This is a genomic window from Flavobacterium ajazii, assembly GCF_010614725.1.
Lineage (GTDB): Bacteria > Bacteroidota > Bacteroidia > Flavobacteriales > Flavobacteriaceae > Flavobacterium > Flavobacterium ajazii.
The window spans coordinates 112,928-138,919 of sequence record NZ_JAAEHL010000014.1 but is presented as its reverse complement, the minus strand read 5'-3'; the positions used below and the strand labels follow the sequence as shown (position 1 = coordinate 138,919).

Genomic DNA, 25,992 nt, shown 5'->3' with positions numbered 1-25,992 from the left:
GATTATGATAACATTTATTTTTTTGCCAGAAGTGCTAAAAAATTAATAATCACTTTAAATAATTTCCATATCGTCGGGAATGTTTTAATGTAAAGAATTTGCTGTATTCTCTTAGATTTGATTGTACTTACTAATTTATAATCCTCTGTGAAAAGAGGGAAATACTTATCGAAAACTATTTGTTTTTCTGAGTCAGCAATAGATTTATTTTCCTTTTTAGACGAAATACCGGTAAAATCATAATTACAAATAGTCATTTTTAAATATTTAGAAGGCCTGTTTTCTACACAAATAGTATAGATAAAAAACTCCCAATCTGCTACTATTTTAAATTTTTCATTATATAAAAAATAATCAAAAAATAGCTGCCTTCTTATAAATGTTGACTGATGATTTATGCAGCTATTATAAAAAAAAGAAAAAGACAATTTTTCAGGATATGTTTTCTTTCTTTTAGAATTTTGTTTCACCTTATAATTATCACCATAATAAATATCAAAGTCGTCCACTAATAAAGGATTTACTTTTTCCAAAACAGTATTTTCATAAAAAGTATCTCCGCTATTCATAAAAATAATAAAATCACCTGTTGCAGCTTTTATACCTTTGTTCATTGCATTATAAACTCCTGAATCAGGTTCTGAAACCCAAAAATCTATTTTTTCAGAATATCTTTCAATTAATTCTTTTCCGCCATCTGTACTGCCACCATCAATAACAATAAATTCATAATTGTTTTGAGTTTGGTGTATAATACTTTTAATGGTTTTTTCTAAACCTTTTATGTCATTATAATTTATTGTAATTATGGAAATTTTTGGAGGCATCGTTTAAGGTAATTTTATTTTAAAAAGTTTTTTACAATAAATAGAGGACATAAAAAACCTGATTAAATTTTATTTCTTTTAGGCAGGATAAAAATAAAAACTGAAACAAAAAACTTCAGAATACTCCACAATATTTTATTATTTTGTATCCTTAACACCTTTCGAATTCTTCGGTCAATTACAGTATTATAATATCCAAAATCTTCATAGAATGATGAAAAATGCTTTTTCATTATTGTTTCTCTTTCCTGGTGGTATATATGTAAATTTTCCGGAATTGCTGAAATTCCGGAGAAATCATAGTAACAAATCGTTTTGTGCAAACATTCGTATGGTTCGTTTTTTTTACATATTGCATAAATAAAAAATTCCCAATCAGAAGAAATTTTGTATTGGATGTTATACATAAAATGTTTTAAAAACAAATCACGTTTAATAAAGCTTGCCTGATGATTAATTCCTGAATTAACAAAATGCGAAAATGTTAATTTTGAAGGTGTTTTCTCTATTCTGTCATAACCAGCTTCATTAAAATAAAATGAATCACCATACAGAATCCCAACATCGCTTTTAAATTTATGATGAATTTCTTCTAAAACTGTATTGTTGTAAAAATAATTACCGCTATTCATGAAATTAACAAAGGTACCTTTAGCTAACTGAATCCCTTTGTTCATGGCATCATAAACTCCTTTATTCTTTTCTGAAACCCAATAGCTAATATATCTCTCGTATTTTTTTATAGTTTGTAGGCTTTCGTCTGTACTTCCACCATCAATAATAATAAACTCAAAATCGGTCCAGGTTTGATTGATAATACTTTCAATTGTTTTAATCAATCCGAAATTATTATTATAATTTATGGTAATGATTGTTAGCTTAACCATTTATTGCTTTTTTATAAAGTTCCAAACATTGTGAAGCAGCAATTTCCCAATTAAATTTTTTCGCTTGCTCTATTCCTTTTAAAACATGTTCGTCTCTCAGTTTTTTATCATTTAGTACCAATACAATCTTATTCATTAAATCTTCTTTATTCGAGACATCAAAATAAATTCCGGCCTCACCTGCTACTTCAGGAAAAGAGCTGCTATTAGCTAAAACAATTGGACAACCACAAGCCATTGATTCTAAAACCGGTATTCCAAAACCTTCATACATTGAAGGAAAAACAAAACATCTGGCATTTTTATAAAACAGGCCTAACTGTTCCTCTTCAAAATATTTTTGCTCTACTTGTTCCTGAATGCCTATTCTTTTTAAAAACTCAATTTCTTCTTCTTTAAATTCGCCTCCCCCTGCACAAATCAATTTTAAAGAAGTATCCTTAGCCAACAAATCTTTTATTGCTTCCGCTAAAAAATAAAAGTTTTTGTAATAATCCCTGGAACCAACAAATAAGATGTAATTATCTGGTAAATCTACCGATACATTTTCATTTACCTGAATTGAATTTCCGTGATAGATGACTTCTATTTTAGACTCATCTATGTGAGGATAAATTTTAATTATGTCTTTTTTAGTATTTCTTGAAACAGCGATAATTTTTGTCGCTGTTTCTAATAATCTTTTTTTGTTAACCGTTACATTCCATGGGTCTTCTATAAAATATTGAGGGAATAACTCATGAATCATATCATAAACAGTCAGAACAAAAGGTTTATCATTAATAAACTCTAAAAAATAAGGGTCATAATAAGTAGGTATAAACAATTCAAAATTATTATCCCTCAAAGGTCTTTTGGTTTTTTTTTCGCTTATTTTTCTATTTAGCGAACGAGTACTTACCCCTAAAGCATTTAAAGTTTTAATCAAATACGTAATTAATTTCTTTTCTTTTAACAGTAGCCCACTATTGGCAACATAAACATTATTTGAGCTATCAATAGGAAGTATAATGGACAGTTTTTTATTTTTTTTAAGACGCTTAAAAATTTCAGTATAATATCTGGAAATCCCGCCATAAGTTTGTAAATTAAAAATCTGGGGATCAATAAGTATTTTAATCATAAATGATGTTTTTTATAAACATGTAACACTAAAATCTAAGGATAAAATTATCTTTCTATTTTAGTTTATAAAAGTTTAAAAGAATCTCTTTTTGGAAGTAAAAAACAGAGAAATAGTTATAAATGCTTTTATTATTTTATAAGAAAACCTATTATTTTGACTAATAAATAATAATTGATTTAATCTCTTCTCACTTACATATCCTTTATTATTAGCTGAAGTGTTTTTTTGAAGATCTTTTATCAATGGCTTATTATGTTCTACTAATTTTTCAATAGTTTTTTCGTAATCATCAATAAAGGCTGCAAAGTGTTTTTCCAGTACAATCTTCCTTTCGTTATGATCGAATTCTTTTTGATGATGAGAAACTCCATCTAAATAGTAATCACAAATAATTACATTAATATGCTTATAACTTTTGTTTTTTAAGCATATATTTCTAATATTAAATTCCCAATCTGAAACAATCTTCAAATCTTCATTATATAAATTATTCCAAAAAATTTCCCGTTTATAAAAAGTAGACTGATGGCACAATGAATTTGTGTAAAAAAACGAAAAATTTAATTTATCTGGATATTCAACTTCAAATCTTTTATTTTTAGTTATAAAAAAAGCATTTCCGTACAATATATCAATATTATTATCAAATTCGTTCTTTATAGTATCTAAAACATCTATAGAATAAAAACAATCACCACTGTTCATGAAAATTATATAGTCGCCTGTTGCTGCCTTAATACCTTTATTCATTGCGTTATAGATTCCTGAATCTTTTTCAGAAACCCAATAATCAACTCTACTATAATTTTCTATTATTTGTTTTGAACCATCTTCACTTCCTCCATCAACAATAATAAATTCAAAGTCTTGAAATTTTTGAGCTAAAATACTGTATATCGTTTTTTGTAAACCTTCACGATTATTGTAATTAACAGTAATTATCGTAATTTTTTTCATAACCAACATTCGGTTTGATATTTTAATTTTAAGTAATTTACTCCAACAACATGATATCGAAATGTTTTTAATTTTTCAACTTAAAAAAACTTTATCTAATTTCTCATATGTTTTATTTTTTTCATGATTATTTAAAAAATACTCTTTTGCTAAAACTGAATGATAATTATAAAATTCTTTATCAGAAATCAATTTTTCAATATGTGAAGCAAATATTTTTTCATCATTAGTCACTAAACATCCATTATTAGTCTTATTTAACAAACCATCAACTCCTCTTTCATTACATACAATTGGCAAACCATAAGATAAAGCTTCAATTACTTTAATTTTAACACCTGTACCGGATAACATTGGACAAATAGCTATTTTAGAAATACTATATACATCCTCAAGATTATCCACATAATTTATATTATGAACATTTTCTAAAGCTGCTGGCACATTATCATTTATTTTTCCAACAACACAAATTTTAATATCCTTTGACAATAATGGATAAACTTTTTCAAAAAACCATTTTACAGACTTCACATTATGTGCGTTATTACTAGCTACATAAACCACATCGTAAACTTCTTTTTCTGATTTCTGTTTAAGTTCTTCCGGATGACTAATTAGATGTATTTCTTTATCTAAGAACTGATCAAAAATATATTTCTCTTCAATTGAAACAACTAAAATTTTATCAAAAAAAGATAAACTTCTAATCTCTTCTTCAAAATACTTTCCTAATTCAAATTTCTTATGATTCTTAAAATGAGGCGTAATAAAATCGTGTGTATCAATAATTAATTTTGCATTTTTTATATACTTATTATTTTCAATAAGTCTTGACCAAAAAACATATGATATTACAATATAATCGTATTCATTATTTTTAAGAATTTCATCAAAACTTTTTTTATGATTCGCTCTTAATCTATCTAAAACTTTAGTTGTTTCAACTATTTTCAACAAACCTAATTTTTTAAATATTTTTTGGATCTTCTTTTTCTTTCTGCTTAATCCCTTTAATAAAAAACCATTCGTAATAAGTTTTTCACTTTTTAATTCTTCAAAATGTAAGTTATTTATATATAAAGGATCTCCAACAAAATCTACAGAAATATCTTTACTCTTAAAATACTTTAATAATCCCATAGCGCGTGCATTATTCCCCTGCGTTAAAAACAATGGGTTTTCGGTATAAAAATAAAGTACTTTTGTCATTTACTGGTTTATAATAATATTCATTCTAATTCACCTCCAAAGACTGCAAACTCACTAAATTGGCATAATTCCCATTCATATTCAACAGTTCCTCATGAGTTCCTTGTTCTACAATTCTTCCTTTACTCATTACCACAATCAAATCAGCATTTTGGATCGTTGACAAACGATGTGCAATAACGATTGAAGTTCTGTTCTCCATCATATTTTCCAATCCAACCTGCACTAATTTTTCAGATTCGGTATCTAATGCTGACGTTGCTTCATCTAAAATCATGATTGGAGGATTTTTCATTACTGCTCTTGCAATAGCCACCCTCTGTCTTTGTCCACCTGACAGCATTCCTCCGCCATCACCTACCGGGCTGTTATATTGCTCCGGAAATTGTGAAATAAAATTATGTGCATTAGCTACTTTTGCAGCACTTACAATTGCATCCATATCTGGATTATCAATACTTAGAGAAATATTATTTGCAATAGAATCATTAAATAAAATAGAATCCTGTGCCACAATTCCCATTTGCTTTCTTAGCGAATCTGTAGTAACATCCTTGATATTAACACCGTCAAAAGTTATACTTCCTTCAGTAACATCATAAAGTCTGGTAATCAAATTTGCCAAAGTTGATTTTCCGCTTCCTGATTCTCCAACTAATGCAACTCTTTTTCCTTTTGGAACTGTCAGATTAAAATCTTTCAAAACATACTCAGAATCGTATTTAAACGAAACATTGGTAAACTTAATTTCATTTTTAAATTCAGTAATCTCTTTAGCATCAAGATTGTCTTTTAACGGATTGGTTGCGTCTAAAATAAAAGCAACTCTCTCATAAGCTGCATTTCCTCCCATAAGAGCCTGATTTGCTTTTGTTATAGCTTTTGCCGGTGTTAATATTTGATATGCCAATCCCATATAAGCAATAAAGGCACTTCCACTCATAGAACCATCAATCAACACTAATGATCCACCATAAACCAGCAGAATAGAAATTACAAAAATCCCTAAAAACTCACTCATAGGCCCCGCCAAACTCATTCTGACACCTATTCTATTGTTCAAATTGTTGATAAATTCTGTTGAATTGAAATAGCGTCGTATAAAGAATTTCTCTGAAGTAAAATTTTTAATTACTTTAATTCCGCCTAGTGTTTCTTCAATATCAGATAATAAATGCCCTTCAAGAGAAAAAATATCTCCCGATTGGCTTTTGATGGATTTACTCATTCTTGATATTAAAAACCCTGAAACAGGAAGAAAAAGGAATACAAAAATGGTCAGTTTCCAACTTATTAAAACCATTGATATCAAAGTAAATATAATCGTCAGGGGCTCGCTTACCATCATTAAAATACTCATGAAAGCACTTTTTATTGTATTAATATCGGAAGTCATTCTTGAAATTAAATCTCCTTTTCTTTCATTGGAGAAAAAAGAAACCGGCAGGCTAATTACTTTTTGATATACATCATTTCTCAAATCTTTCAAAATTCCATTATTCAAATAAGTCATGTATACAATTGAAGTAAAGTTGAAAAGGTTTTTCAATAAAAAGGTTGTCAAAACAAATACAACCATCCATATCAATGTATTTAAAGCTCCTTTCGTTTCTGTATTATGTGTAATAAAATAATTTAAAGAATCTTCCAAATAACGTTTATCGATACTTTTAAATCCTTCGTATACTGGTTTAACATGTACTTTTTCTCCATCAGAAAATAATACTTTCATTAAAGGAAAAAGGGAAAGCATTGAAACAGCTGAAAAAAGCGCATACAAAACATTGAAGATGATACTTATTATTAAATTTTTCTTGTGAGGTGTTAAATACTTTAAAAAACGTTTAAAATTTTTCATTGAATGACTTTAAAATAAAGGCTAAATTAATTAATACTGTTATTTTTTTGCAAAGTTAAAACTAAAATAGTTTCAAAACTAACAACCAAAAACGAATAAACTTACAAAAAAACAAGGTCTATAAATTCTCAGTTCTTTTTCACAATAATCAAACCAAATCGACCAACTACTCAATTACACCATAAATAAAACCCCAAAAAAAATAAATTTGAAGGTTTCTTTTTTAGATTGCAAGAATTAAATTTACGGCTTCAATTTTCTATTTATTTTATTAATTTATACTTTAAAATGCCTACCCATAATTTACTCTGGACCAGTGGATGGGACTCTACTTTTAGACTTTTACAAATAATTCTAACTGAAAAAGAAACTGTTCAGCCCATTTATATAATTGACAAAACCAGAAGGTCTTTAAAGAAAGAACTTGATAGCATTAAAAGAATTCAGGAAAAAATCAAAGAATTAAATCCAGAAGCTTATTTACGAATACTTCCGGTCTGGTATGTTGATGAAGAACTTACCATCGATAAAGAAATAGGTAAAAGTTCTCAGCATATAAAATCACTAACAAAAATGGGTACTCAACATGACTGGATTTCTCAGTTTTGTAGTAATCATAATTTAAAAAAAATCGAAATGTGTTTAGACAAAAATGCGAATCTGGATTCATTTACACATTTTTTAGTAACTAATTATATAGAAACCGATTACAGTAATACCAAAGACAAAGAACTATACAACTGCATAAATGTTATTTTTAAATATTTCACCTTTCCGGTTGTCAATTTATCAAAACAGGAAATGAATATCATCGCTAAAGCAAATAATTGGGAAGATATAATGTCTTTGACCTGGTTTTGCCACAAACCTAAAAGAAATAAACCTTGTGGAAAGTGTGTTCCCTGTACTACAGTTATAAAAAAGAAAATGGGATTTAGAATTCCTTTAATAAACAGAATAAAAGGATATTTTAAGATTTACTTCTCAAAATGATTATAAAAACAATTCATGCAAATCATTATAGAACAAACAAATAATATTCAAATCACTATTTTTAAGGATTTAATTTCAAATTCTAAATATTACATTTACACCTTAAAATTTTGTTCATAAAATAACTTTACGATAACAATGCCTACTCATAATTTACTCTGGACCAGCGGATGGGATTCTACTTTTAGACTTTTACAGATAATATTAGTTGAAAAAGAAACTGTTCAACCAATATATATCATTGACAAAACACGAAGATCATTAGAGGTTGAATTGGATGGGATTAAAAAAATTCTGGAAAAAATTAAAGAATTACATCCCGAAGCTTATGAACTCATACTTCCTGTTTGGTATGCTGAGGAAGATCTAACCATTAATAAAGAAATTGAAGAAAGTTCAAAGTATATCAATTCACTTGTAAGGCTAGGGCCACAATACAGCTGGCTGGCTCAATTTTGCCATAATCATAATTTAAAAAATATAGAAATCAGTAATGATAAAAATCTAAGAACTGACTCACTCACATATTTTTTAATGACAAATTTTATAAAAGCAGATCTTAACAACCCGGTAAATCAGGAAAAATATAATAAAATTGCTCCCGTATTTAAACATTTTTCTTTCCCAGTCGTTACGCTCTCTAAAAGAGACATGTTGGATATTGCAATAAAAAACAACTGGGAAAATATTATGTATTTAACCTGGTTCTGTCATAAACCACGTAAAAATAAAGCCTGTGGCAAATGTACTCCCTGTGTAAATGTAATAAAAAAGCAAATGGGCTTTAGGATTCCGTTTGTCAACAGAATGAAAGGATATTTTAAAATTTATGTATCAGGAAAAAAACTAAACAGGAAGTTTAATTAATTTCCCCATTTCAAGATTTAAATAATCTATCGGAAACCTATTGTGACCACCTGTTGGAAAAAAAGTAAGTTCACCAAATAAAACTTTATCTTCTATCGAATATAAATCTACCCTGACAAAAATAAACTGATCAGATAAAACGCTGGCAACTTTTAGCATTTCGTTAAAATTTGCCGGCTTTTCTATTTCAGATTCAAGCCTATTTATATCATTTTCATTAGAAGTGATTTTTTTCCAGTTCAAATCATAAAAACATTTTTTTTGTTTTCCGTCTTCAAGTTTTTTTACAAGAATATATTTTGGCTGACCGTGGAAACAATAAAATTTATAATCAATTAAACCTTCATCAAAATTTGAAATATATTTTTCAATTAAAAGTCTGGGTTTAACATCTTTATAAATTGCCTCTCTGTATTTATCGTAATAATTACTGCTCAAAAAAGACTTTAACTTATTTTTATCATCTGTATTATTAATCGAAGAGGTATCTTTTACAATAAGGTTATATCCTGAACCGTGGGTTCCTTTTATAGCATATTGCTTCGGTAGTTTTTCAAAATCAATTTCTTCAACAGTATCATAAACTCCTATTATATCATTCAAATATTTCTTTCCAATTTTTGTTTCAACAAAAGAGCGTACCTCAAATTTATCCACATACTGACCATATCCCTCTTTATAATGGTACAACTTCAGCCATTGAATTTTTTCCATAAACTCCTGAGGATTATCCAAATTCAATATTCTTTTGTTTTTGCAATAATATTTTGCTTTTGTCACTTTTGCATCATCACTGGAGTATTTACTTAATAAAATAGCTCTTGTCTGATTATACTTTCTATATACAAAGTTGTTTAATTTAAATTCCAATTTTAATACTTCTATTTTTTTGTAAAACTTCATTTAGTTCGTTGATCATTTTTTTTGAAACAACTTCTTTTGTGCAATTCTCCATTAGAAATTTTCGTCCATTTTCTACACAATTCTCCTGCAATACTGTATCGTTCAGCATTTGTTCTGCTTTATCGGCAAAAGACAATGCATTTCCAACTTCTGCCAGCAAGCCTGTATGATTATCAATAACAACTTCTGGTACACCCCCGGCATTTCCTGCTACAACAGGTACTTTGCACGCATACGATTCAAGAATAACACCACCTAATGGTTCGCTGTTTGAAGTAAACAATAACAAGTCTAACTCCGGTAAAATTTCAGGAATATCTTTTCTAAAACCTGCTATAATAATTTCGTTTTCTAAGCCTAAATCCGAAATTTGTTGTCTTACCTGTTGCTCCAGAGGCCCTTTTCCAATCAAAATATATTTGGCTTTAACACCTCTTTTTACAAGTTCTGCAACTGTATTTACCCAGGTAATATGATCTTTGAAATCAACAAAAGCAGCTATATTACCTATAATTTTATAATCTGCCGGAATATTAAACTGTTTGTGCAAAATACCTGTCTTTTGTGTTTTCGTAAATTTGTGCACATCCGTTACACATCCTACTACACATAATTTACTATGATCTTTTATAACTGGTTTTAAAATATCAACAACAGGATAAGAAACACATATGATTTTTTCTATTCCGCTATAATCATATTTCCATTTTCTAAAAAAATTTGTATCAACCCTTTTTATCAAAGTCCTGCACAAAACTAATGGTTGTTTCAGTCCGAACAACAACTTAGATAAAACCATGAGTGTATGGGAATGGCTATTATGTATAAACACCAAATCGGCATTCAGTTCCTTTGTAATTTTTGAAAACCTTTTGGCATATTTTAAATCGTATTCTGATTTATTATTTAATGGAATAACATTCATTCCTTTTTGGGTTGCAATTTTAAAAGTTTCAGAGTCATCCGGACAAATAATCCATTGGTCTTCTACATATCCATACTCTTTAAATGCCTCATATAAATAGATGATTTTTTGTTCATGCCCTCTCCAGCCTCTTGAAACAGTAACCTGTATTAACCTCATTTTATTTTTTTAAGCTGTAAATATTATCTGTTATAAAAAATCGATCTCTGCTGTGTTTAACAAATTTTAACAATCATTAAACACTAAATTAAGTTTTTATTAAGAGCAAATATAGTACAATAGAACTACAAACCTAAAAGATTATAGTTAATTAAAATGTTATGTTTATAAATTATTTTGGGGCAAAGTAAAGTACTGGAATTTCACTTTTTTTATTCGTTTCTTTGCACTTTAATATATTCAATTCAAATATAAAAATGGAAAATCTTAACGAAGAAGTACATAAAGCTTTTGAAGTAATCAAAGAAGGCGGCATCATTCTTTATCCTACGGATACAGTTTGGGGGATTGGCTGCGATGCTACAAATCCTGAAGCAGTTTCCAAAATATACAAACTGAAACAACGTGCCGAAACACAAAGTATGATTGTATTGATGAATGGCGAAAAAATGATGTACAACGTTTTTAAAAACATTCCAGAAGTAGCCTGGCAAATTCTTGATTTATCTGAAAAGCCAACAACTTTAATATTAGATGAACCACGCAATGTTGCTCCAAATATCGTTGCTGCAGATAATTCATTAGCTATACGTTTAGTAAAAGAGCCTTTTTGTTTTAAATTGTTAGAAAGAATGAAAAAACCATTGGTCTCTACCTCTGCTAATATTTCAGGACAGCCTACACCATTAGCTTTTAAAGATATAAATCCTGAAATTGTCAAAGGAGTTGATTATGTCGTAAACTTATACCATGATAAAATTGCAGGAAAGCCATCTACAATTATAAAACTGACAAATGACTCACAGGTTAAAGTAATACGAAAATAAGTTTTAATTGAAAAACTTAGATTGTTTTCAAACTCTCAATCAGCCAGTCAATATCTTCCTGATTATTGTAATGACTAAATGAAATTCGGAGATTCGGTAATTTCAAATCGGTCTCCGATAACATTTCTTTCAACACATGCGAAGGTTTTATACTTCCTGACTGACAAGCACTTCCTCTGGAAACTGCAATGCCTTTCATATCTAAACTAAACAGCAGCATCGAAGTTTTATCCTCTGAAAAAGGTAAAATAATATTGATAATATTATAGAAATCGTCCTTTTTACCTGCAATTCTAAAATCGGGAAAATGAATTCCAAGTTGTTTTATCAGATAATTTTTTAACTCGAAAATATATTCTCTTTCTATTTCTAAATTTTCATACGAAAGACTCAAAGCTTTTGCCATTCCGGCAATTTGATGAACAGCTTCAGTTCCGGCACGTAGTCCTTTTTCCTGTTCTCCTCCAAAAAGTAAAGGCTGCAGACCTGAATTTTTTCGAACAAAAGCAAAACCAATTCCTTTAGGCCCATGAAATTTATGAGCACTTGCAACGATAAAATCAGGAGATATTTTTTGCAGATCAATTTCAGTTTTACCCACAGACTGCACTGTATCCGAGTGAAACAGCGCATTATATTGTTTACAAATAACTCCAACCCGTTCTATATCCAGAATTGTTCCCGTTTCATTATTTACATGCATCAGACTTACCAGTGTCTTTTTTTCATCAGACAGTAAATTAGACAAATGCGTCAAATCGATACTTCCATCAGAATTGATTTTAACATAATCTACCTGTGTATTATAATCTGACTGTAAAGCTAAAACTGTATACAAAACGGCATGATGCTCTGTTTTGGAAGTAATAATTCGTTCTACTTTCAAATCTTCAACAGCAGAACGGAGAATCCAGTTATTTGCTTCAGTCCCTCCCGAAAGGAAAATAATTTCCTGAGCAGAGCAATTCAAATATTTAGCTATATTTTTTCTGGAAAGTTCAATAATAGTTTTTGCGTTTCTCCCAAAACTATGTGTTGACGACGGATTTCCAAAATCATCGGTCATTGTTTTTATCATTTCCTGAATAACTTCAGGTCTCATGGCTGTTGTAGAAGCGTTATCGAGGTATACTTTTTTCATTATCGCAAAGTTATGAAATATCGATTGTCTAAATATCATTTGCAAAAATTTTCACTATTTTTGACGCAAATAAAATTACGATGAAAAAATATGCATGCCTGCTTTTATTCGCCCTTTTACTAAACGGATGCGACGATGGTGATTTAACCCCTGAAATTTTTGATTTTACTGACGTAAGTATCCAAAATTGCACAGATACTTACGAATTACTTTATAAATTAAAGAATCAGGAAAGCTTATTGCTGCAAATGCCTGAAGAGACTCTTATAAATGAAGTTGGAGATCAGGAATTCGACATTAACAATAGTACTTTTAAGTTAGTTTACAGAACTTATAATGGAACAGTTGCAACAGCTAATATTTGTGATGCTATCAGACCTTCAACTCCAAATGTAACCAATGAATTGTATGCTATAAGTGGTAAAATCAAAATAAGCACAACTGCAACTTATACTACTAACACAACAGAAAACAGCACCAGAATATCAGGTTATAGCCATATTATTTCTTTTGAAGATGTTACCTATTCTCAATCAGCGGGTGATCAGATAGGACCATCATTTGTTTTTGGAACTTTTGTTACCGATGCTGATGATTTAAATCTAACCTTCAAAGAAGCTGTAGACCAATGCACCGATTCTAAACAAGTTTATAATTATAATACCGGAAATGCAACATCTTTTACAATAGACAATATAGAATCTAGTCTAATTGTAAATGAAGCTACACCTGCAGGCCAGCCAAGAACAGGATTAATTAGTTCAACTAATAATCTAGTCACTTATAAAATTTATGAAGGCTTGATTACTGATACTTATTTCTGTAACACTACTACCCCATCAACTCCTGCTGTTAAAGAAACCTGGAAAGGTTTAAATGGCGGTGTCATTGAAGTAACTACAACAACATTAGGAACTGCATTTAAACATGTTATTGTATTTAAAAATGTAGAATTAACTAATGGAAATGTAAGTTTCAGTTTAGGGAGCAGCTTTTTGTATGGAGAATTAATTACAAATTAGCACTCAAACTCATTTTCTTACAAATTTTATCGTCCTGTTTTATACTGATCTGACAAAAAATCAATATTAAAACAGGACGATTTTTTATACCCTCCTAACTTTATTTATCTAAAATTATTCAGGTCTATCTATTTTGCCTGAAATAAACTTCGGTAGCACCAAGCCCGTATTTTTGATAATTAGCATCCTGAAAATCTATTCCGTCGTATCTGCCCAATAAAAAATCAAGTTCAGCTTTTAGTATTCCTTCTCCAACTCCATGAATAAAAACGATCTTGGGAATGCGGTTTTTAATGGCAAATTCAATATGCCTTTTTGCCGTTTCAGTTTGAAGTGTCAAAATATCATAATTTGACATTCCACGCTTATTTGGAATCAATTTTTCGATATGCAAATCAAATTCAGGAACTCCAATTTCGCGTTTATCTTTCTTTTCTTTCACAAAACTCCTTGGTTTTGGCTCTTCTTTTTGTTTTGAAACAGAATCTAAATCAACCCTTTTAATAGAATTCATTAAGTTACTGGAATCCTGAATTTTAATCAATTCATTGACAAAAAATGTCATCATAAATCCATCTTCGGTTTCAATCAAAACTTCATTATTTTTAACCGAAACTACTGTTCCGTTTATAGCTTCGTCCAAAACCGAAACCTTATCTCCTTTATTCAGCATCTTCTTCTTCTTTTTCCTGATTTTTACTAGGTGTTTTTGCACTCAGCTGCATCATTCCAAACATAAACACAGCAATAGCAACTACCATTATATAGATATTTTTTTCTTCAGAAACCTGTTCGTATAAGGCTACCGAAATTGCGGCTGCCATTATTAAAATTTTAAAAGTTTTCATAATTTTATATAAGACATCAAAAATAAGAAACTTTAAAATAGTACTCTTATCTATTTAAAGCTTATTCAATAATTTCGTAAAATTGTAATAAAGAAAAACCGTGGGATTAGAAAAATACATGCTGCCCTGTCTGTTCAAAACACTGTTTGGTTTTGAGTGCTTAGGCTGTGGTTTTCAGCGGTCTTTATTCTTACTTTTTGAAGGACGTTTTTTTGATGCTTTTAAAATGTATCCGGCTATTTATACTACTCTTTTTTTTCTGTTTTCCGGACTGCTTTACTTTTTTAAAAAATCCAAAAATCACAAAAATTTATTATGGATTTTTGCTATCGTAAATAGCTTTTTTATGATTGGCGGATATTATTACAAACATTTTTATTTGTAGTTTTCACTTCTTAATTTGATTTAAAATATCATTCATCATTTCAATTTGTACTTTTTGAATCTCGATTAATTCCTGTTGCTGATGCATAATCAAATGGTCAACTTTATCATGAATCATTCTGATTTCAAGTTCTGATTTCAGATTAATCATATAATCTTTTTTGGCACGGTTCCGGTCTTTTTCTTCCTGACGATTCTGACTCATCATAATTACAGGAGCCTGCAAAGCTGCAATGCATGACAAAATCAGATTCAGTAGAATAAAAGGATAAGGATCAAACCCTTTATTCATTAAAATGTAAACATTAGAACCAATCCAAAGCACAATAAAAATTACAAACGAAATAATAAAAGTCCAGCTTCCGCCAAAATCAGCAACTTTATCTGCTATTTTTTGACCAAAATTTCTGGTCTCATCTTCATCTTCAACGATACTTACAATTGATTTATCTTCTTTTAAAGATGAAATAACACTCTTTTCAAGATCTGAAAGAGCACCAATCTCGGTAGATAAATAATTTGAAATATATTTTTGACGATAGGTATTTAATTCGCTAAAAGAAATAAAATCGCTATCACAAAACAAAGGATGATCTTTAATTATAAGCCCTAAAATAGGGTCGTGTATGGATTTTGCCGAAACTTTCTCTGTTATCGGAAATGACTGGTTAGAGACAGCACTCTTAAAAGTGTGGACATTTTTCATTACTACGATGTTTTCTGCTAATTTACACATTTAACTTCTTAGCAATCTCATAAATTACCTGCTTTTAAAAACTCTTTTATTTATCACAAATAGAATGCTCAGTTGAAAAATTCTTTAAAGAATTCATACCTATTATTTACAAAAAACACCTTACTTTTAACGTTTCAAATTATCCATTCAATTTTACGATTGTGTCAAAAGATCTCATCATACAAAATATCAAAGCTTTAAAAAGCCATTCAAATATAAATTACGGTATTAAAACCAAAACAGAAGAGTTTACCGAAAAGCTTTTTTACACCCTTTTTGATTCAAATGCCGCTTTAGATCAAAGCATTTATGAACTAGAATTTCGCTTTAAGGAAATTGCTGTTCTTGCCTGCAAAAAGCCGGAAAAATTATGCGGATCAATGTGGGACCTTTTTCTGGAAAAACTACCTGAAGTTTTAGAAAAACTGAATCAGGATGCCGAATATATCTTAGAAAATGATCCTGCCTCAAACAGTATCGATGAAGTTTATTTAGGCTATCCCGGCTTCTATGCAATTGCAATTTACAGATTAAGCCACGAATTGTATAAACTCGATTTATTATTATTTTCAAGATTGATGAGTGAATACGCACATCGCATCACAGGAACTGATATTCACGCCGGAGCCGATATTGCTTCTCCGTTTTTTATTGATCACGCCACCGGAATTGTTATTGGGGAAACAGCTGTTATCGAAAAACATGTCAAAATTTATCAGGGAGTAACTTTAGGCGCTTTAAGTGTGAGCAAAGAAATGAAAAACGCCAAACGACATCCTACTGTCGAAAAAAATGTGTGTATTTACGCAAATGCAACTATTTTAGGAGGCGAAACAGTTATTGGCAAAAACAGCATCGTAGGAGGAAATGCCTGGGTAACCAAATCTATTCCGGCAGATTCTGTCGTCCTGAATACCACTACAACCGAAGTCAAAATAAAAGAAAAAAAATAGAATGAAACCACAGAAATTAATCAACCTGATTGGCAACACTCCATTGATGGAAACTGTCAATCTGGTCAAAAATAAAAACGTAAAACTTTTATTAAAACTTGAAGGAAACAATCCGGGGGGAAGTGTAAAAGACAGAGCCGCTTATAACATGATTGCATCCGCTCTGGAAAGAGGCGATATAAAAAAAGGTGATAAATTAATTGAAGCAACGAGCGGCAATACAGGAATTGCTCTGGCCATGATTGCTCAATTATTTCAGGTTGAAATTGAACTGGTACTTCCTGAAGATTCTACAAAAGAACGCACACAAACCATGCGTGCTTATGGCGCAACCGTTATTTTGACACCTGCCAGTGAAGGAATCATCGGTTCACGTGATTACGCTGACAAAAAAGTAGCTGAAGGAGGTTACGTAATGCTAAATCAGTTTGCAAATGATGACAACTGGAAAGCACATTACAAAACCACAGGGCCTGAAATCTGGGAAGATACCGAAGGAACTGTAACCCATTTCGTATCAGCAATGGGGACTACCGGAACCATCATTGGTACCTCATCTTACTTAAAAGAAAAAAATCCAAATATTCAGATTATAGGAGCTCAGCCTAGCGATGGGTCTCAGATTCCGGGAATTCGCAAATGGCCTCAGGAATATTTACCAAAGATTTTTGATGCTTCAAAAGTAGATACCGTTATTGATGTAAGCGAAGAAGAAGCAAGGGAAATGACTAAAAGATTAGCACTTGAAGAAGGTGTCTTTGCAGGAATGAGCAGTGGAGGTTCTGTAGCAGTAGCCCTGAAAATCGCAGAACAGTTAGAATCAGGTGTGATTGTAGCGATTATTTGTGATCGCGGTGACCGTTATTTATCTTCTGACTTATTTGATTAAAAAACAAAAACACTAAGATTCTTAGCTGGTAAAATTCTAAGCTTTTTTACTTGACTTATAAATATCTTAGTGACTCAGAAGCTTTACTTATCTAAAACCTTTAAAGAAACAAAATGAATTACCGTAAATTAGGCAAAACAAATTTTAATATATCTGAAATTTCACTGGGAACCTGGCAGGTTGGTGGAAAATGGGGATCAGCTTTTGACAATAAAACTGCAGATGAACTTTTAAATACAGCCATCGATAATGGAGTCAACTTTATTGACACCGCAGATGTTTATGAAAATGGTTTAAGTGAAACTGCTGTTGGAAGAGTTATTCGTTCGAGATCTGAGCGAATTTATGTCGCTACAAAATGCGGACGCCATATCAATCCGCATGTTAATGAAGGCTATCAGCCAAAAGTGCTTCAGAAGTATGTTGAAGACAGCTTAAAAAGATTGGGATTAGAAACTCTTGACTTAATTCAATTACACTGTCCTCCTACTGAAGTTTTTTATCGTCCTGAAATTTTTGAACTATTTGATCGTCTGAAAGAACAGGGGAAAATTTTAAATCTTGGCGTTAGTGTAGAAAAAGTCGAAGAAGCCTTAAAAGCAATCGAATATTCAAATGTTACAACGGTTCAGATTATTTTTAATTTATTTCGTCAGCGTCCTTCACAATTGTTTTTTTCTGAAGCAAGAAAAAAAGATATTGGTATCATTGCAAGAGTTCCTTTAGCAAGCGGGCTTTTAACCGGTAAGTTTGATGCAAAAACAACTTTTGAACCACAAGACCACAGAAATTTCAACAGAAACGGTCATGCTTTTGACAAAGGAGAAACTTTCTCTGGTATTGATTACGAATTAGGCCTAAAAGCTGTTGAAGAATTAAAAGCATTATTTCCTGAAGCTTCTAATCTTTCACCTTATGCTCTACAATGGATCCTGAGTTTTGAAGATATTAGCTGCATCATTCCAGGAGCTTCTAAAGAAAGCCATGTACTATCTAATTTATCGGTTTATGATTTACCTAAATTATCTTCAGAAAAAATTGCAGCCATGAATAAAATTTACGAAGAATATATAAAACCCTCTGTACATCAGTTGTGGTAATTATTTACTTCTCCTGAAGTACTGAATTTCAAAATACTGAGTTTCTAAGATTAAAATTTAAAATCTTAGAAACTTTTTTTATAATTACGCAACCCTTTCACAATCAACACGTCTTATCAATAAAACTAACCTAAAATCATTTACCATGAAAAAATTAAGTTTTATTGTATTCATTATTTGTTTTGGTGCTGTTTCCTGCAGTAATGACGAAGACACTCAAAAAGAAGATGCCCAAAAATTAGAAAAAATGCATCAGGAGATTGTTACACTTTCATTGTCTACTTCTCAAACCTGTACAAACCCTGAAGAATGGGATTTTACATCAATTAACTCCAGTGCCTGTGGCGGAACCAATGACTTTATAATATATTCTAAAAAAATAGATAAGGTTAAATTTCTTGCCAAAGTAGACCAGTACCTAAAAGCACAGGCTGCCTATAATAAAAGATGGAAAATAGACGCTGCCTGCGACCTCATGTTACCTCCTGCTGGAATTAAATGCGTCGAAGGAAAGCCTAAATTGTTTTCTTCTATACCAAAATAATTAAAAGTTTACTGATTCTAAGGTATTGAGCAATTTGACATTTAAAACTTGAAAAAACTTAGTACCTTAGAACCTTTCTTTACCGGAATTTCGCAAAATGCTCAAAAAATCAAATTTTAAAGAATGGTTTGACCGATACAAATATGCTGAATTAGCCAGTACAAGTGCTGCGCTTACAACATCACTTTTCAGTAAAATTTGCAATGGACTAACCACTGCCTATTTGATTACGTTTGCAGAATACCTCGCTTTTTACAGTGTGATTTTATTTTCTTCTTATAAGAAATTAAACAGACAAAACAGTCTTTTAGACAAAAAGACTACTACTCATGAAATTCTAAGCCTCGTTAAAAATCTGATTTTAGAATTTGGTTATCCTGCATTTCTGGATTTTTTGGTAATCCGTCCTTTTTGTATGTACTGGATGCCGATACTTTTTGGAAATTATTTCTTCGGAATTATTTTTGGTAAAATTTCAGCCGATTTGTGTTTTTATTTTTTTACAATTGTCAATTATGAATTGATAAAAAAAAAGTAATCAGCAATTCTCAAATACAATTTTAAACTCAGCTCCTTTATTTGTGCCTTCACTTGATGCTGTTAGTTTACCCTTGTTTCTTTCGATGATTTTTTTACACAAGTATAAACCAATTCCGGTTGAAGATTCATTGGCAGTCCCCAGTCGGCTCATTTTGGTGAATTTCTTAAACAACTCTTCTATCTGATGTTGACTAAAACCAATTCCATTATCAGAAACTGTTATAACCAGAAAAGTATTTTCAGTAAAAATTCGAAGTTTAATTTCACTGTCAAAATAAGAGAATTTAACGGCATTACTGATTAAATTTACTAAAACCTGAATCAATAAACCTTCATCAATTTTAAGTATTGCCTCTTCCGTTTCTATATTTACATGCAAACTGATGTTTTTATCAATAAGACGTTGCTCAACCTGTTCATTGACAAAATCCAGTACATCGTAAAACAATATTTTTCGGGATTCCTGATTTATTTTTACAACCTGATCCTGTTCATTAAGCAATTTTATAAAGTTTTCGATATATCGAAATTGCAGATTGGTAGATTCACAAATTAGCTCAGCCAGTTCCTTAATTGACTCAGACGGTTTTTCTTCCATAATAAGTTTCGCAAGTCCTTGCGGATTTCCTGCAAAGTTTTTCAAATCATGCGACAGCATGTAAATAAGATCCTGTTTTTCGTTAATAAAACTTTCAGCCTCAAAAATAGATTCCTGAATATTACTCATCAACAGACCGGCTTCATCGCTGTATTCTGTTGGCAAAACAGTTAACTTTCTTTCATTTCTGTAATCATCTAATGATTTTGAAGCAATAGCAATTGGTTTAATCAATTGATTTAAAACCAAAAGCGTAATAGCTGTTGCCAGTAAAGTCATAATTAAAGAAAAAATCAAAACTGACGTAGCAGGTACAGTGCTGTCAAAATATAATACAAAAAATAAAATTCCGATCAAAGGAATATGAATACCTATAAACGCAACAAACAGGAATTTGAATGCATAACTTTTTTTTAAAAAGCCTATTTTCGAAAGATTATGGTACAGCTTCATACAAAACAACAATTACTTAGACTTAGAAATGGGGCTATCGAAGCACTTGATTAAACAAAGTTAGCTTTTAAAGCCAATTAAACGATGTAAATTATAGAAATTGATAAAATATTTTAAAAATTAATTTATAAAAGTTTACAAACCCTTATTTTTGCGCTATGGGAAGAAAAAATACAGACAAAGTTGTCTTTCATCAAATACAAGTCTTAGATGCCGGCGCAAAAGGCGTATCAGTTGCAAAAGCTCCTGACGGAAAAGTAATCTTTATTCCGAATGTGGTTCCGGGAGATGTGGTGGATGTACAGACATTTAAAAAACGAAAAGCTTATTACGAAGGAAAAGCCGTTAAATTTCATGAATTATCAGAACACCGTGTAGATCCAATTTGCGAGCATTTTGGTGTTTGTGGCGGATGTAAATGGCAAAATATGAAATATAGCCAACAGCTTTTTTTCAAACAAAATGAAGTAAAAAATCACCTGCAAAGAATTGGAAAAATTGAATTACCGGAATTTGAAGATATTTTAGGTTCTGAAAAACAGTTTTTTTACAGAAATAAAATGGAATTTTCTTTTTCGAACAGCCGTTGGTTAACCGAAAAAGAAATTGGAAGCACGGAAGATCTTGGAAACAGAAATGCCTTAGGTTTTCATATTCCGAAAATGTGGGACAAAATCCTGGATATCACTAAATGTCATTTGCAGGAAGACCCATCAAATGCCATCCGTAACGAAATCAGGGCTTTTGCAAACGAAAATAATTTAGCTTTCTTTAATCCAAGAGAACATTCGGGATTATTGAGAACTTTCATGATTCGTACTGCTTCAACAGGCGAAATTATGGTTTTGATTCAGTTTTTCGAAAATGATAAAGCCGGACGTGAATTGATTTTAGATCATCTTTACGAAAAATTTCCACAAATTACTTCGTTGCAATACGTGGTGAATGCAAAACAAAATGATACTATTTACGATCAGGATATAAAACTTTACAAAGGGAGAGATTATATTCTGGAAGAAATGGAAGGATTGAAATTTAGTATCAATGCGAAATCATTTTACCAGACCAACTCTGATCAGGCATACGAATTATACAAAATAACACGTGATTTTGCCGGACTCACAGGTAATGAAACCGTATACGATTTATATACCGGAACAGGAACAATTGCACAGTTCGTTTCTAAAAAAGCAAAAAAAGTAATTGGTGTAGAAAGTGTACCGGAAGCAATTTTGGATGCTAAAGCCAACGCTGAACGTAATAACATTACAAATTGTGAGTTCTTTGTTGGTGACATGAAAGTTGTTTTCAATGAAGCTTTTATTGCGCAACATGGAAAACCTGACGTTATTATTACCGATCCTCCAAGAGACGGAATGCATAAAGATGTTGTTGAACAGATTTTAAAAATAGCTCCTAAAAAAGTGGTTTATGTAAGCTGTAACTCTGCAACACAGGCAAGGGATCTGGCATTAATGGATGAAAAATACAAAGTTACACGTGTTCGCCCTGTGGATATGTTCCCGCAGACACATCATGTAGAAAATGTTGTACTTTTAGAACTTCGATAATACATTTATAAATGAAAAAAATACTGTATTTTTTACTGCTCTTTACGTTTGGACTATCCAGTTGTGAAAAAGATGATATTTGTGATGCAAATACACCAACCACACCCCGATTAATTATATCTTTTTATGATATAACAAACCCTACTGTAAAGAAAAGTGTGACCCGTTTGAAAGTAATAGGCGAAGGAGAAGATGAAGGTATTATCTTTAACGAATCAGGTGATGAGACAACCAAATACCTGACAAGTGGTGACTCTATTGCCATTCCTCTGAAAACATTTGATAATACCACAACTTTCACTTTTATACTGAATGCAGACAGTTCTAATCCGGCGCTTACCAATACTGATCAGGTAAAGTTTAATTACACCCGTGAAAACGTATATGTTTCAAGGGCTTGTGGTTTTAAAACCCTCTTTCAGTTACTTACCCAGGTTCCTATCGAGAGTACAGATTCTGGCTCTGACAGCTTCTGGATGCAAAATATTCAGGTAAATAATCCTAAAATTGAATTGGAAAATGAAACACATGTCAAAGTATTTTTTTAGTATTTGTTTATTGTTTTCATTCATTTGCATTCAGGCACAGGAAACATCAACCACTACTACCATCAAAGAACCTGCTAAAGGAAAACCGAAATCTGAAACCAGTAAAACTGCTGCAACGGAAACTCAAACAGACAGTATCCCTGTAAAAAAGGATCGGTATGGTTTGCGTGTAGGTGTTGATTTATATAAACTTACCAAAGGTTTTTATGACAAAGATTACAAAGGAATAGAGTTTGTAGGAGATTTTCGTTTTTCTAAAAATTATTATCTGGCAGCTGAACTTGGTATAGAAGACAAAACAACTGACGATGCCCGATTAAATTCGACCGCAACAGGAACTTACATAAAAGGAGGTTTCGACTATAATATGTATGAAAACTGGCTGGATATGGAAAACCTTATAACTGTAGGTTTGCGTGCAGGTTTTAGTACTTTTAGCCAGCAATTAAACAGTTATAAAATTTATAATCCTAACCCATATTGGGGAGAACAGCCGCCAATTGCTGACGGTCAAAAATATACCGGTTTAACAGCAGCATGGACTGAAGTTTCTTTGGGAATGAAAGCCAAAGTTTTTAATAATGTTTTTGTTGGATTTGGTGTTCAGCTAAAATTACTTTTGGCAAATAAAGATCCTGATAATTTTGAAAGTCTTTATATCCCGGGCTTTAACCGAACTTACGATGGAAGTTTCGGAATCGGATTTAATTATACGGTTTCATATTTTATTCCACTTTACAAAAAGACAATTACTCCGGAAGCTAAAAAAGAGGCTCAAAAAAAATAGTTTTTTAAATACAAAAAAATAGGCGAATTCAATAAAATATTGAATTCGCCTATTTTTTTGTATTTATGATAATTGGAAATTGACTGCTGCACTTGCATGTATCAAAGCCGTATCAAAAACAGGTACAGATAAATCTTCTGCTTTTATTACTAACGGAATTTCAGTACAGCCTAAAACAATTCCCTGAGCACCATTTTCAATCAATTCATTAGCAATTTTCAGATAACGCTTTTTTGTTTCTTCTGACACAACTCCTCTTCCCAATTCTTCAAAAATGGTAGAATGAATAAAATCTTTATCCTCCTGACTCATCGGAATTATCGTTTCAATACCTTTCTCTGACAGTTTATCCTTAAAAAAATCAAGTTCCATTGTAAATTTTGTTCCCAAAAGTCCAACTTTTTTAATTTTCTGTTTCTCAATTACAGCTGCTGTTTCGCCTGCAATATGAATAATTGGTAAATCTATGGCTTTCTCCAGCTTGTCAGCAATAAAATGCATGGTATTCGCACACAAAATGATTGCTTCTGCTCCACCCGATTTTAAGAACTCACATCCTTTAAAAAGCATTTTAAAAGTTGAGTCCCAATCATTCGCATCATTATTCTTTTTAATATCCGCATAATTAAAAGAATAAACCAGACATTCAGAAAAGTTTAATCCTCCCAGCCTTTCGTTTACTCCAAGATTTATGAGTTTATAATAATCTGAAGTCGAAACCCAGCTAATTCCTCCAATCAGTCCAATCTTCTTCATATTTAATGATTTAAAAACTAACCAATTTCTTTAATTCCTTTTAAGAAAATCCATTTCATAAAAAGCTTCTCACCATCTTTAGTCTTTAAAGCTTTAAACTGAGGAGCTATTAAAGTAGCTACAATAAAAGCGGTCAACGGAATCCATATTCCGTTTATTCCTGTGTACTCTGCAATTATAAATCTTCCAAGAATAAATAAAATTGCGAAACATCCTAATTGATATAAAAACGCTCTTACTTGTAATTTTGTCATTTTTTTTAGAGTTGCTAAGGTTCTGAGGCACTAAGATGCTAAGTTAAATATTAGTATCTTAATCAGAAGCTTATAATTAGTTTTAGTTCTTTTGCTGTTTTAAATTCTTAGCATCTTAGTTACTTAGAATCTTAAATTTATACCTGAAATTTCGTTCTTTTGCTTCCTTCGTACATTTCATATTTAACCAGGCGGGCTTCAAGGCTTCCGTTAAAAAGCTTGATTTTTCTTGAAGGTTTTAATCCAACGAATTTCAGGGCTTCCAGATTTGCCGTGATAAACCACGCATTCGTTCCCGGATAATTTTTCTTTAAGGTATCTCCGATATTACTATAGAATCGCTCCATGTGAATATCCAGACGCTCATCATACGGCGGATTGAAAACAATGTGAAGCTTTCCTTCTGTTTCTTTCTCCGTGTCAAAGAAATTATCTTCATAAACCGAAACATAATCTTCAAGATTCGCATTTCTGATGTTGTCTTTGGCTTTATTTACAGCACTTGGTGCTTTATCAAAACCTTTAATCGTATAATGAAACTCTCTCGTTTTTTTCATTAGACTGTCAACGATTTTATCAAATAAATCATTGTCCCAGTCTTTCCATTTTTCAAAAGCAAATTCTTTTCTGTTGATATTTGCCGGAATATTGCAGGCAATCATTGCTGCTTCTGCCAAAAATGTTCCCGAACCACACATAGGATCCAAAAAGTGGCTTTGTCCATCCCATCCGGACAATAAAAGGATTCCGGCAGCCAAAACTTCATTGATTGGTGCAATATTGGTAGCTGTCCTGTATCCACGCTGATGCAATGAATTTCCGGAAGTATCTAATGCCACCGAAACCTGATCTCTATCAATATGAATATTAATTCGTAAATCCGGATGCTGTTTATCAATACTTGGACGCTGTCCGGTTCTTTCCCTAAACTGATCTACAATAGCATCTTTACATTTTTGGGAAACAAACTCAGAATGATTAAAATAAGTAGAATGTACAGTTGCATCAATTACAAAAGTCTGATTGGCATTCAGTAATTTCGACCAGTTTATACCAGAAATTCCTTTGTACAATGCCTGCTCATTATTGGCTCTGAATGAATAAATTGGTTTTAAAACCTTAAGAGCTGTTCTAAGTGATAAATTGGCTTTGTACATAAAACCTTTATCACCTTTAAAACTTACCATCCTTACCCCTTTTTCGACATCCTGAGCACCAAGCACACGCAGCTCGTTCTCTAATATTTCTTCAAAACCAAAAAAACATTTGGCTATCATTTTAAAATTTTCTTCCATCTTTATAGTTGAATTAAAACAGATTTCAGATC

Annotated in this window: 29 protein-coding genes; 13 read left to right on the top strand and 16 right to left on the bottom strand. The window is 31.2% G+C overall.

Going from position 1 to position 25,992, the window contains the following annotated elements; all coding sequences use genetic code 11:
- Nucleotides 1-14 precede the first annotated feature (14 nt).
- The 6 genes from GWR14_RS21285 to GWR14_RS21260 all read right to left on the bottom strand — a co-directional run bounded on the left by GWR14_RS21285 (nucleotide 15) and on the right by GWR14_RS21260 (nucleotide 6,867).
- Nucleotides 15-827 carry a glycosyltransferase family 2 protein gene (locus tag GWR14_RS21285; protein ID WP_163411164.1) on the bottom strand — a complete coding sequence of 271 codons (813 nt, stop codon included), beginning with the start codon at nucleotides 825-827 and terminating at the stop codon, nucleotides 15-17.
- A gap of 62 nt (nucleotides 828-889) precedes the next feature.
- On the bottom strand, nucleotides 890-1,714 hold the full coding sequence (locus tag GWR14_RS21280; protein ID WP_163411163.1) for a glycosyltransferase family 2 protein: 825 nt from the start codon (nucleotides 1,712-1,714) through the stop codon (nucleotides 890-892).
- Nucleotides 1,707-2,837, bottom strand: coding sequence for a glycosyltransferase family 4 protein (locus tag GWR14_RS21275; RefSeq protein WP_246236363.1), 1,131 nt, complete (start codon nucleotides 2,835-2,837; stop codon nucleotides 1,707-1,709). The genes GWR14_RS21280 and GWR14_RS21275 overlap by 8 nt, the downstream gene beginning before the upstream one ends.
- A 75-nt stretch (nucleotides 2,838-2,912) precedes the next feature.
- A complete protein-coding gene (locus GWR14_RS21270; protein WP_163411162.1) occupies nucleotides 2,913-3,797 on the bottom strand; it encodes a glycosyltransferase family 2 protein in 885 nt (294 codons plus the stop codon).
- 75 nt (nucleotides 3,798-3,872) lie between these two features.
- Nucleotides 3,873-5,009, bottom strand: a complete 1,137-nt coding sequence (locus GWR14_RS21265; protein ID WP_163411161.1) for a glycosyltransferase — start codon at nucleotides 5,007-5,009, stop codon at nucleotides 3,873-3,875.
- A gap of 25 nt (nucleotides 5,010-5,034) precedes the next feature.
- A complete protein-coding gene (locus GWR14_RS21260) occupies nucleotides 5,035-6,867 on the bottom strand; it encodes an ABC transporter ATP-binding protein (RefSeq protein WP_163411160.1) in 1,833 nt (610 codons plus the stop codon).
- A 288-nt stretch (nucleotides 6,868-7,155) separates the two neighbouring features.
- Here GWR14_RS21260 and GWR14_RS21255 point away from each other — a divergent pair, with 288 nt between their 5' ends.
- Together GWR14_RS21255 and GWR14_RS21250 are read left to right on the top strand one after the other, a co-directional pair.
- Nucleotides 7,156-7,860: an adenine nucleotide alpha hydrolase family protein gene (locus tag GWR14_RS21255; protein ID WP_163411159.1), complete on the top strand. Its 705-nt coding sequence runs from the start codon at nucleotides 7,156-7,158 to the stop codon at nucleotides 7,858-7,860.
- A gap of 138 nt (nucleotides 7,861-7,998) precedes the next feature.
- Nucleotides 7,999-8,727: a 7-cyano-7-deazaguanine synthase gene (locus GWR14_RS21250; RefSeq protein ID WP_163411158.1), complete on the top strand. Its 729-nt coding sequence runs from the start codon at nucleotides 7,999-8,001 to the stop codon at nucleotides 8,725-8,727.
- On the opposite strand, the gene GWR14_RS21245 is transcribed toward GWR14_RS21250, so the two are convergent.
- Both GWR14_RS21245 and GWR14_RS21240 read right to left on the bottom strand, forming a co-directional pair.
- A complete protein-coding gene (locus GWR14_RS21245; protein ID WP_163411157.1) occupies nucleotides 8,707-9,597 on the bottom strand; it encodes an ATP-grasp fold amidoligase family protein in 891 nt (296 codons plus the stop codon). The two genes, GWR14_RS21250 and GWR14_RS21245, sit on opposite strands and share 21 nt — an antisense overlap.
- Nucleotides 9,587-10,714: a glycosyltransferase family 4 protein gene (locus GWR14_RS21240; RefSeq protein ID WP_163411156.1), complete on the bottom strand. Its 1,128-nt coding sequence runs from the start codon at nucleotides 10,712-10,714 to the stop codon at nucleotides 9,587-9,589. The genes GWR14_RS21245 and GWR14_RS21240 overlap by 11 nt, the downstream gene beginning before the upstream one ends.
- A gap of 257 nt (nucleotides 10,715-10,971) precedes the next feature.
- Between GWR14_RS21240 and GWR14_RS21235 the strand changes: the two genes are divergently transcribed.
- Nucleotides 10,972-11,541: an L-threonylcarbamoyladenylate synthase gene (locus tag GWR14_RS21235; RefSeq protein WP_163411155.1), complete on the top strand. Its 570-nt coding sequence runs from the start codon at nucleotides 10,972-10,974 to the stop codon at nucleotides 11,539-11,541.
- A gap of 16 nt (nucleotides 11,542-11,557) precedes the next feature.
- On the opposite strand, the gene GWR14_RS21230 is transcribed toward GWR14_RS21235, so the two are convergent.
- Complete coding sequence (locus GWR14_RS21230) at nucleotides 11,558-12,682, bottom strand: cysteine desulfurase family protein (RefSeq protein WP_163411154.1); 1,125 nt, start codon at nucleotides 12,680-12,682, stop codon at nucleotides 11,558-11,560.
- Nucleotides 12,683-12,762: 80 nt separating this feature from the next.
- On the opposite strand from GWR14_RS21230, the gene GWR14_RS21225 reads away from it, so the two are divergent.
- Complete coding sequence (locus tag GWR14_RS21225) at nucleotides 12,763-13,704, top strand: hypothetical protein (protein WP_163411153.1); 942 nt, start codon at nucleotides 12,763-12,765, stop codon at nucleotides 13,702-13,704.
- Between the two features lie 124 nt (nucleotides 13,705-13,828).
- Here the strand turns inward: GWR14_RS21225 and GWR14_RS21220 are convergent, their stop codons facing one another.
- Together GWR14_RS21220 and GWR14_RS21215 are read right to left on the bottom strand one after the other, a co-directional pair.
- Nucleotides 13,829-14,377, bottom strand: coding sequence for a Smr/MutS family protein (locus GWR14_RS21220; protein WP_163411152.1), 549 nt, complete (start codon nucleotides 14,375-14,377; stop codon nucleotides 13,829-13,831).
- Nucleotides 14,367-14,528, bottom strand: coding sequence for a hypothetical protein (locus tag GWR14_RS21215; RefSeq protein WP_394367940.1), 162 nt, complete (start codon nucleotides 14,526-14,528; stop codon nucleotides 14,367-14,369). Before GWR14_RS21215 ends, GWR14_RS21220 begins: the two co-directional genes overlap by 11 nt.
- A gap of 142 nt (nucleotides 14,529-14,670) precedes the next feature.
- Here GWR14_RS21215 and GWR14_RS21210 point away from each other — a divergent pair, with 142 nt between their 5' ends.
- Nucleotides 14,671-14,937, top strand: a complete 267-nt coding sequence (locus GWR14_RS21210; RefSeq protein WP_246236364.1) for a DUF2752 domain-containing protein — start codon at nucleotides 14,671-14,673, stop codon at nucleotides 14,935-14,937.
- A 3-nt stretch (nucleotides 14,938-14,940) separates the two neighbouring features.
- Here GWR14_RS21210 and GWR14_RS21205 read toward each other — a convergent pair whose 3' ends face one another.
- A complete protein-coding gene (locus tag GWR14_RS21205; RefSeq protein WP_163411149.1) occupies nucleotides 14,941-15,642 on the bottom strand; it encodes a DUF1003 domain-containing protein in 702 nt (233 codons plus the stop codon).
- A gap of 191 nt (nucleotides 15,643-15,833) precedes the next feature.
- Here GWR14_RS21205 and epsC point away from each other — a divergent pair, with 191 nt between their 5' ends.
- From epsC to GWR14_RS21180, 5 genes are all read left to right on the top strand, one after another.
- The gene (gene epsC, locus GWR14_RS21200; RefSeq protein WP_163411148.1) at nucleotides 15,834-16,625 is read left to right on the top strand and encodes a serine O-acetyltransferase EpsC; all 792 of its coding nucleotides are present in this window, start codon (nucleotides 15,834-15,836) and stop codon (nucleotides 16,623-16,625) included.
- 1 nt (nucleotide 16,626) lies between these two features.
- Complete coding sequence (cysM, locus tag GWR14_RS21195) at nucleotides 16,627-17,514, top strand: cysteine synthase CysM (protein WP_163411147.1); 888 nt, start codon at nucleotides 16,627-16,629, stop codon at nucleotides 17,512-17,514.
- Nucleotides 17,515-17,627: 113 nt separating this feature from the next.
- Entirely contained in the window at nucleotides 17,628-18,614 is a 987-nt protein-coding gene (locus tag GWR14_RS21190; RefSeq protein WP_163411146.1) for an aldo/keto reductase, read from the top strand.
- A 145-nt stretch (nucleotides 18,615-18,759) separates the two neighbouring features.
- Entirely contained in the window at nucleotides 18,760-19,158 is a 399-nt protein-coding gene (locus tag GWR14_RS21185; protein ID WP_163411145.1) for a hypothetical protein, read from the top strand.
- Between the two features lie 97 nt (nucleotides 19,159-19,255).
- Nucleotides 19,256-19,696, top strand: a complete 441-nt coding sequence (locus GWR14_RS21180; protein ID WP_163411144.1) for a hypothetical protein — start codon at nucleotides 19,256-19,258, stop codon at nucleotides 19,694-19,696.
- On the opposite strand, the gene GWR14_RS21175 is transcribed toward GWR14_RS21180, so the two are convergent.
- Nucleotides 19,697-20,749: a sensor histidine kinase gene (locus tag GWR14_RS21175; protein WP_163411143.1), complete on the bottom strand. Its 1,053-nt coding sequence runs from the start codon at nucleotides 20,747-20,749 to the stop codon at nucleotides 19,697-19,699.
- Nucleotides 20,750-20,907: 158 nt separating this feature from the next.
- Here GWR14_RS21175 and rlmD point away from each other — a divergent pair, with 158 nt between their 5' ends.
- The 3 genes from rlmD to GWR14_RS21160 are packed head-to-tail and all read left to right on the top strand — an operon-like array spanning nucleotide 20,908 to nucleotide 23,655.
- Complete coding sequence (gene rlmD / locus GWR14_RS21170; protein ID WP_163411142.1) at nucleotides 20,908-22,320, top strand: 23S rRNA (uracil(1939)-C(5))-methyltransferase RlmD; 1,413 nt, start codon at nucleotides 20,908-20,910, stop codon at nucleotides 22,318-22,320.
- A gap of 11 nt (nucleotides 22,321-22,331) precedes the next feature.
- The gene (locus GWR14_RS21165; protein ID WP_163411141.1) at nucleotides 22,332-22,868 is read left to right on the top strand and encodes a DUF6452 family protein; all 537 of its coding nucleotides are present in this window, start codon (nucleotides 22,332-22,334) and stop codon (nucleotides 22,866-22,868) included.
- Entirely contained in the window at nucleotides 22,840-23,655 is an 816-nt protein-coding gene (locus tag GWR14_RS21160; protein ID WP_163411140.1) for a DUF6048 family protein, read from the top strand. Before GWR14_RS21165 ends, GWR14_RS21160 begins: the two co-directional genes overlap by 29 nt.
- A 63-nt stretch (nucleotides 23,656-23,718) precedes the next feature.
- On the opposite strand, the gene GWR14_RS21155 is transcribed toward GWR14_RS21160, so the two are convergent.
- The 3 genes from GWR14_RS21155 to GWR14_RS21145 all read right to left on the bottom strand — a co-directional run bounded on the left by GWR14_RS21155 (nucleotide 23,719) and on the right by GWR14_RS21145 (nucleotide 25,960).
- A complete protein-coding gene (locus GWR14_RS21155) occupies nucleotides 23,719-24,411 on the bottom strand; it encodes an aspartate/glutamate racemase family protein (RefSeq protein ID WP_163411139.1) in 693 nt (230 codons plus the stop codon).
- Nucleotides 24,412-24,428: 17 nt separating this feature from the next.
- Nucleotides 24,429-24,665, bottom strand: coding sequence for a hypothetical protein (locus GWR14_RS21150; RefSeq protein ID WP_163411138.1), 237 nt, complete (start codon nucleotides 24,663-24,665; stop codon nucleotides 24,429-24,431).
- A gap of 137 nt (nucleotides 24,666-24,802) precedes the next feature.
- Nucleotides 24,803-25,960 carry a THUMP domain-containing class I SAM-dependent RNA methyltransferase gene (locus GWR14_RS21145; protein WP_163411137.1) on the bottom strand — a complete coding sequence of 386 codons (1,158 nt, stop codon included), beginning with the start codon at nucleotides 25,958-25,960 and terminating at the stop codon, nucleotides 24,803-24,805.
- Nucleotides 25,961-25,992: the final 32 nt, after the last annotated feature.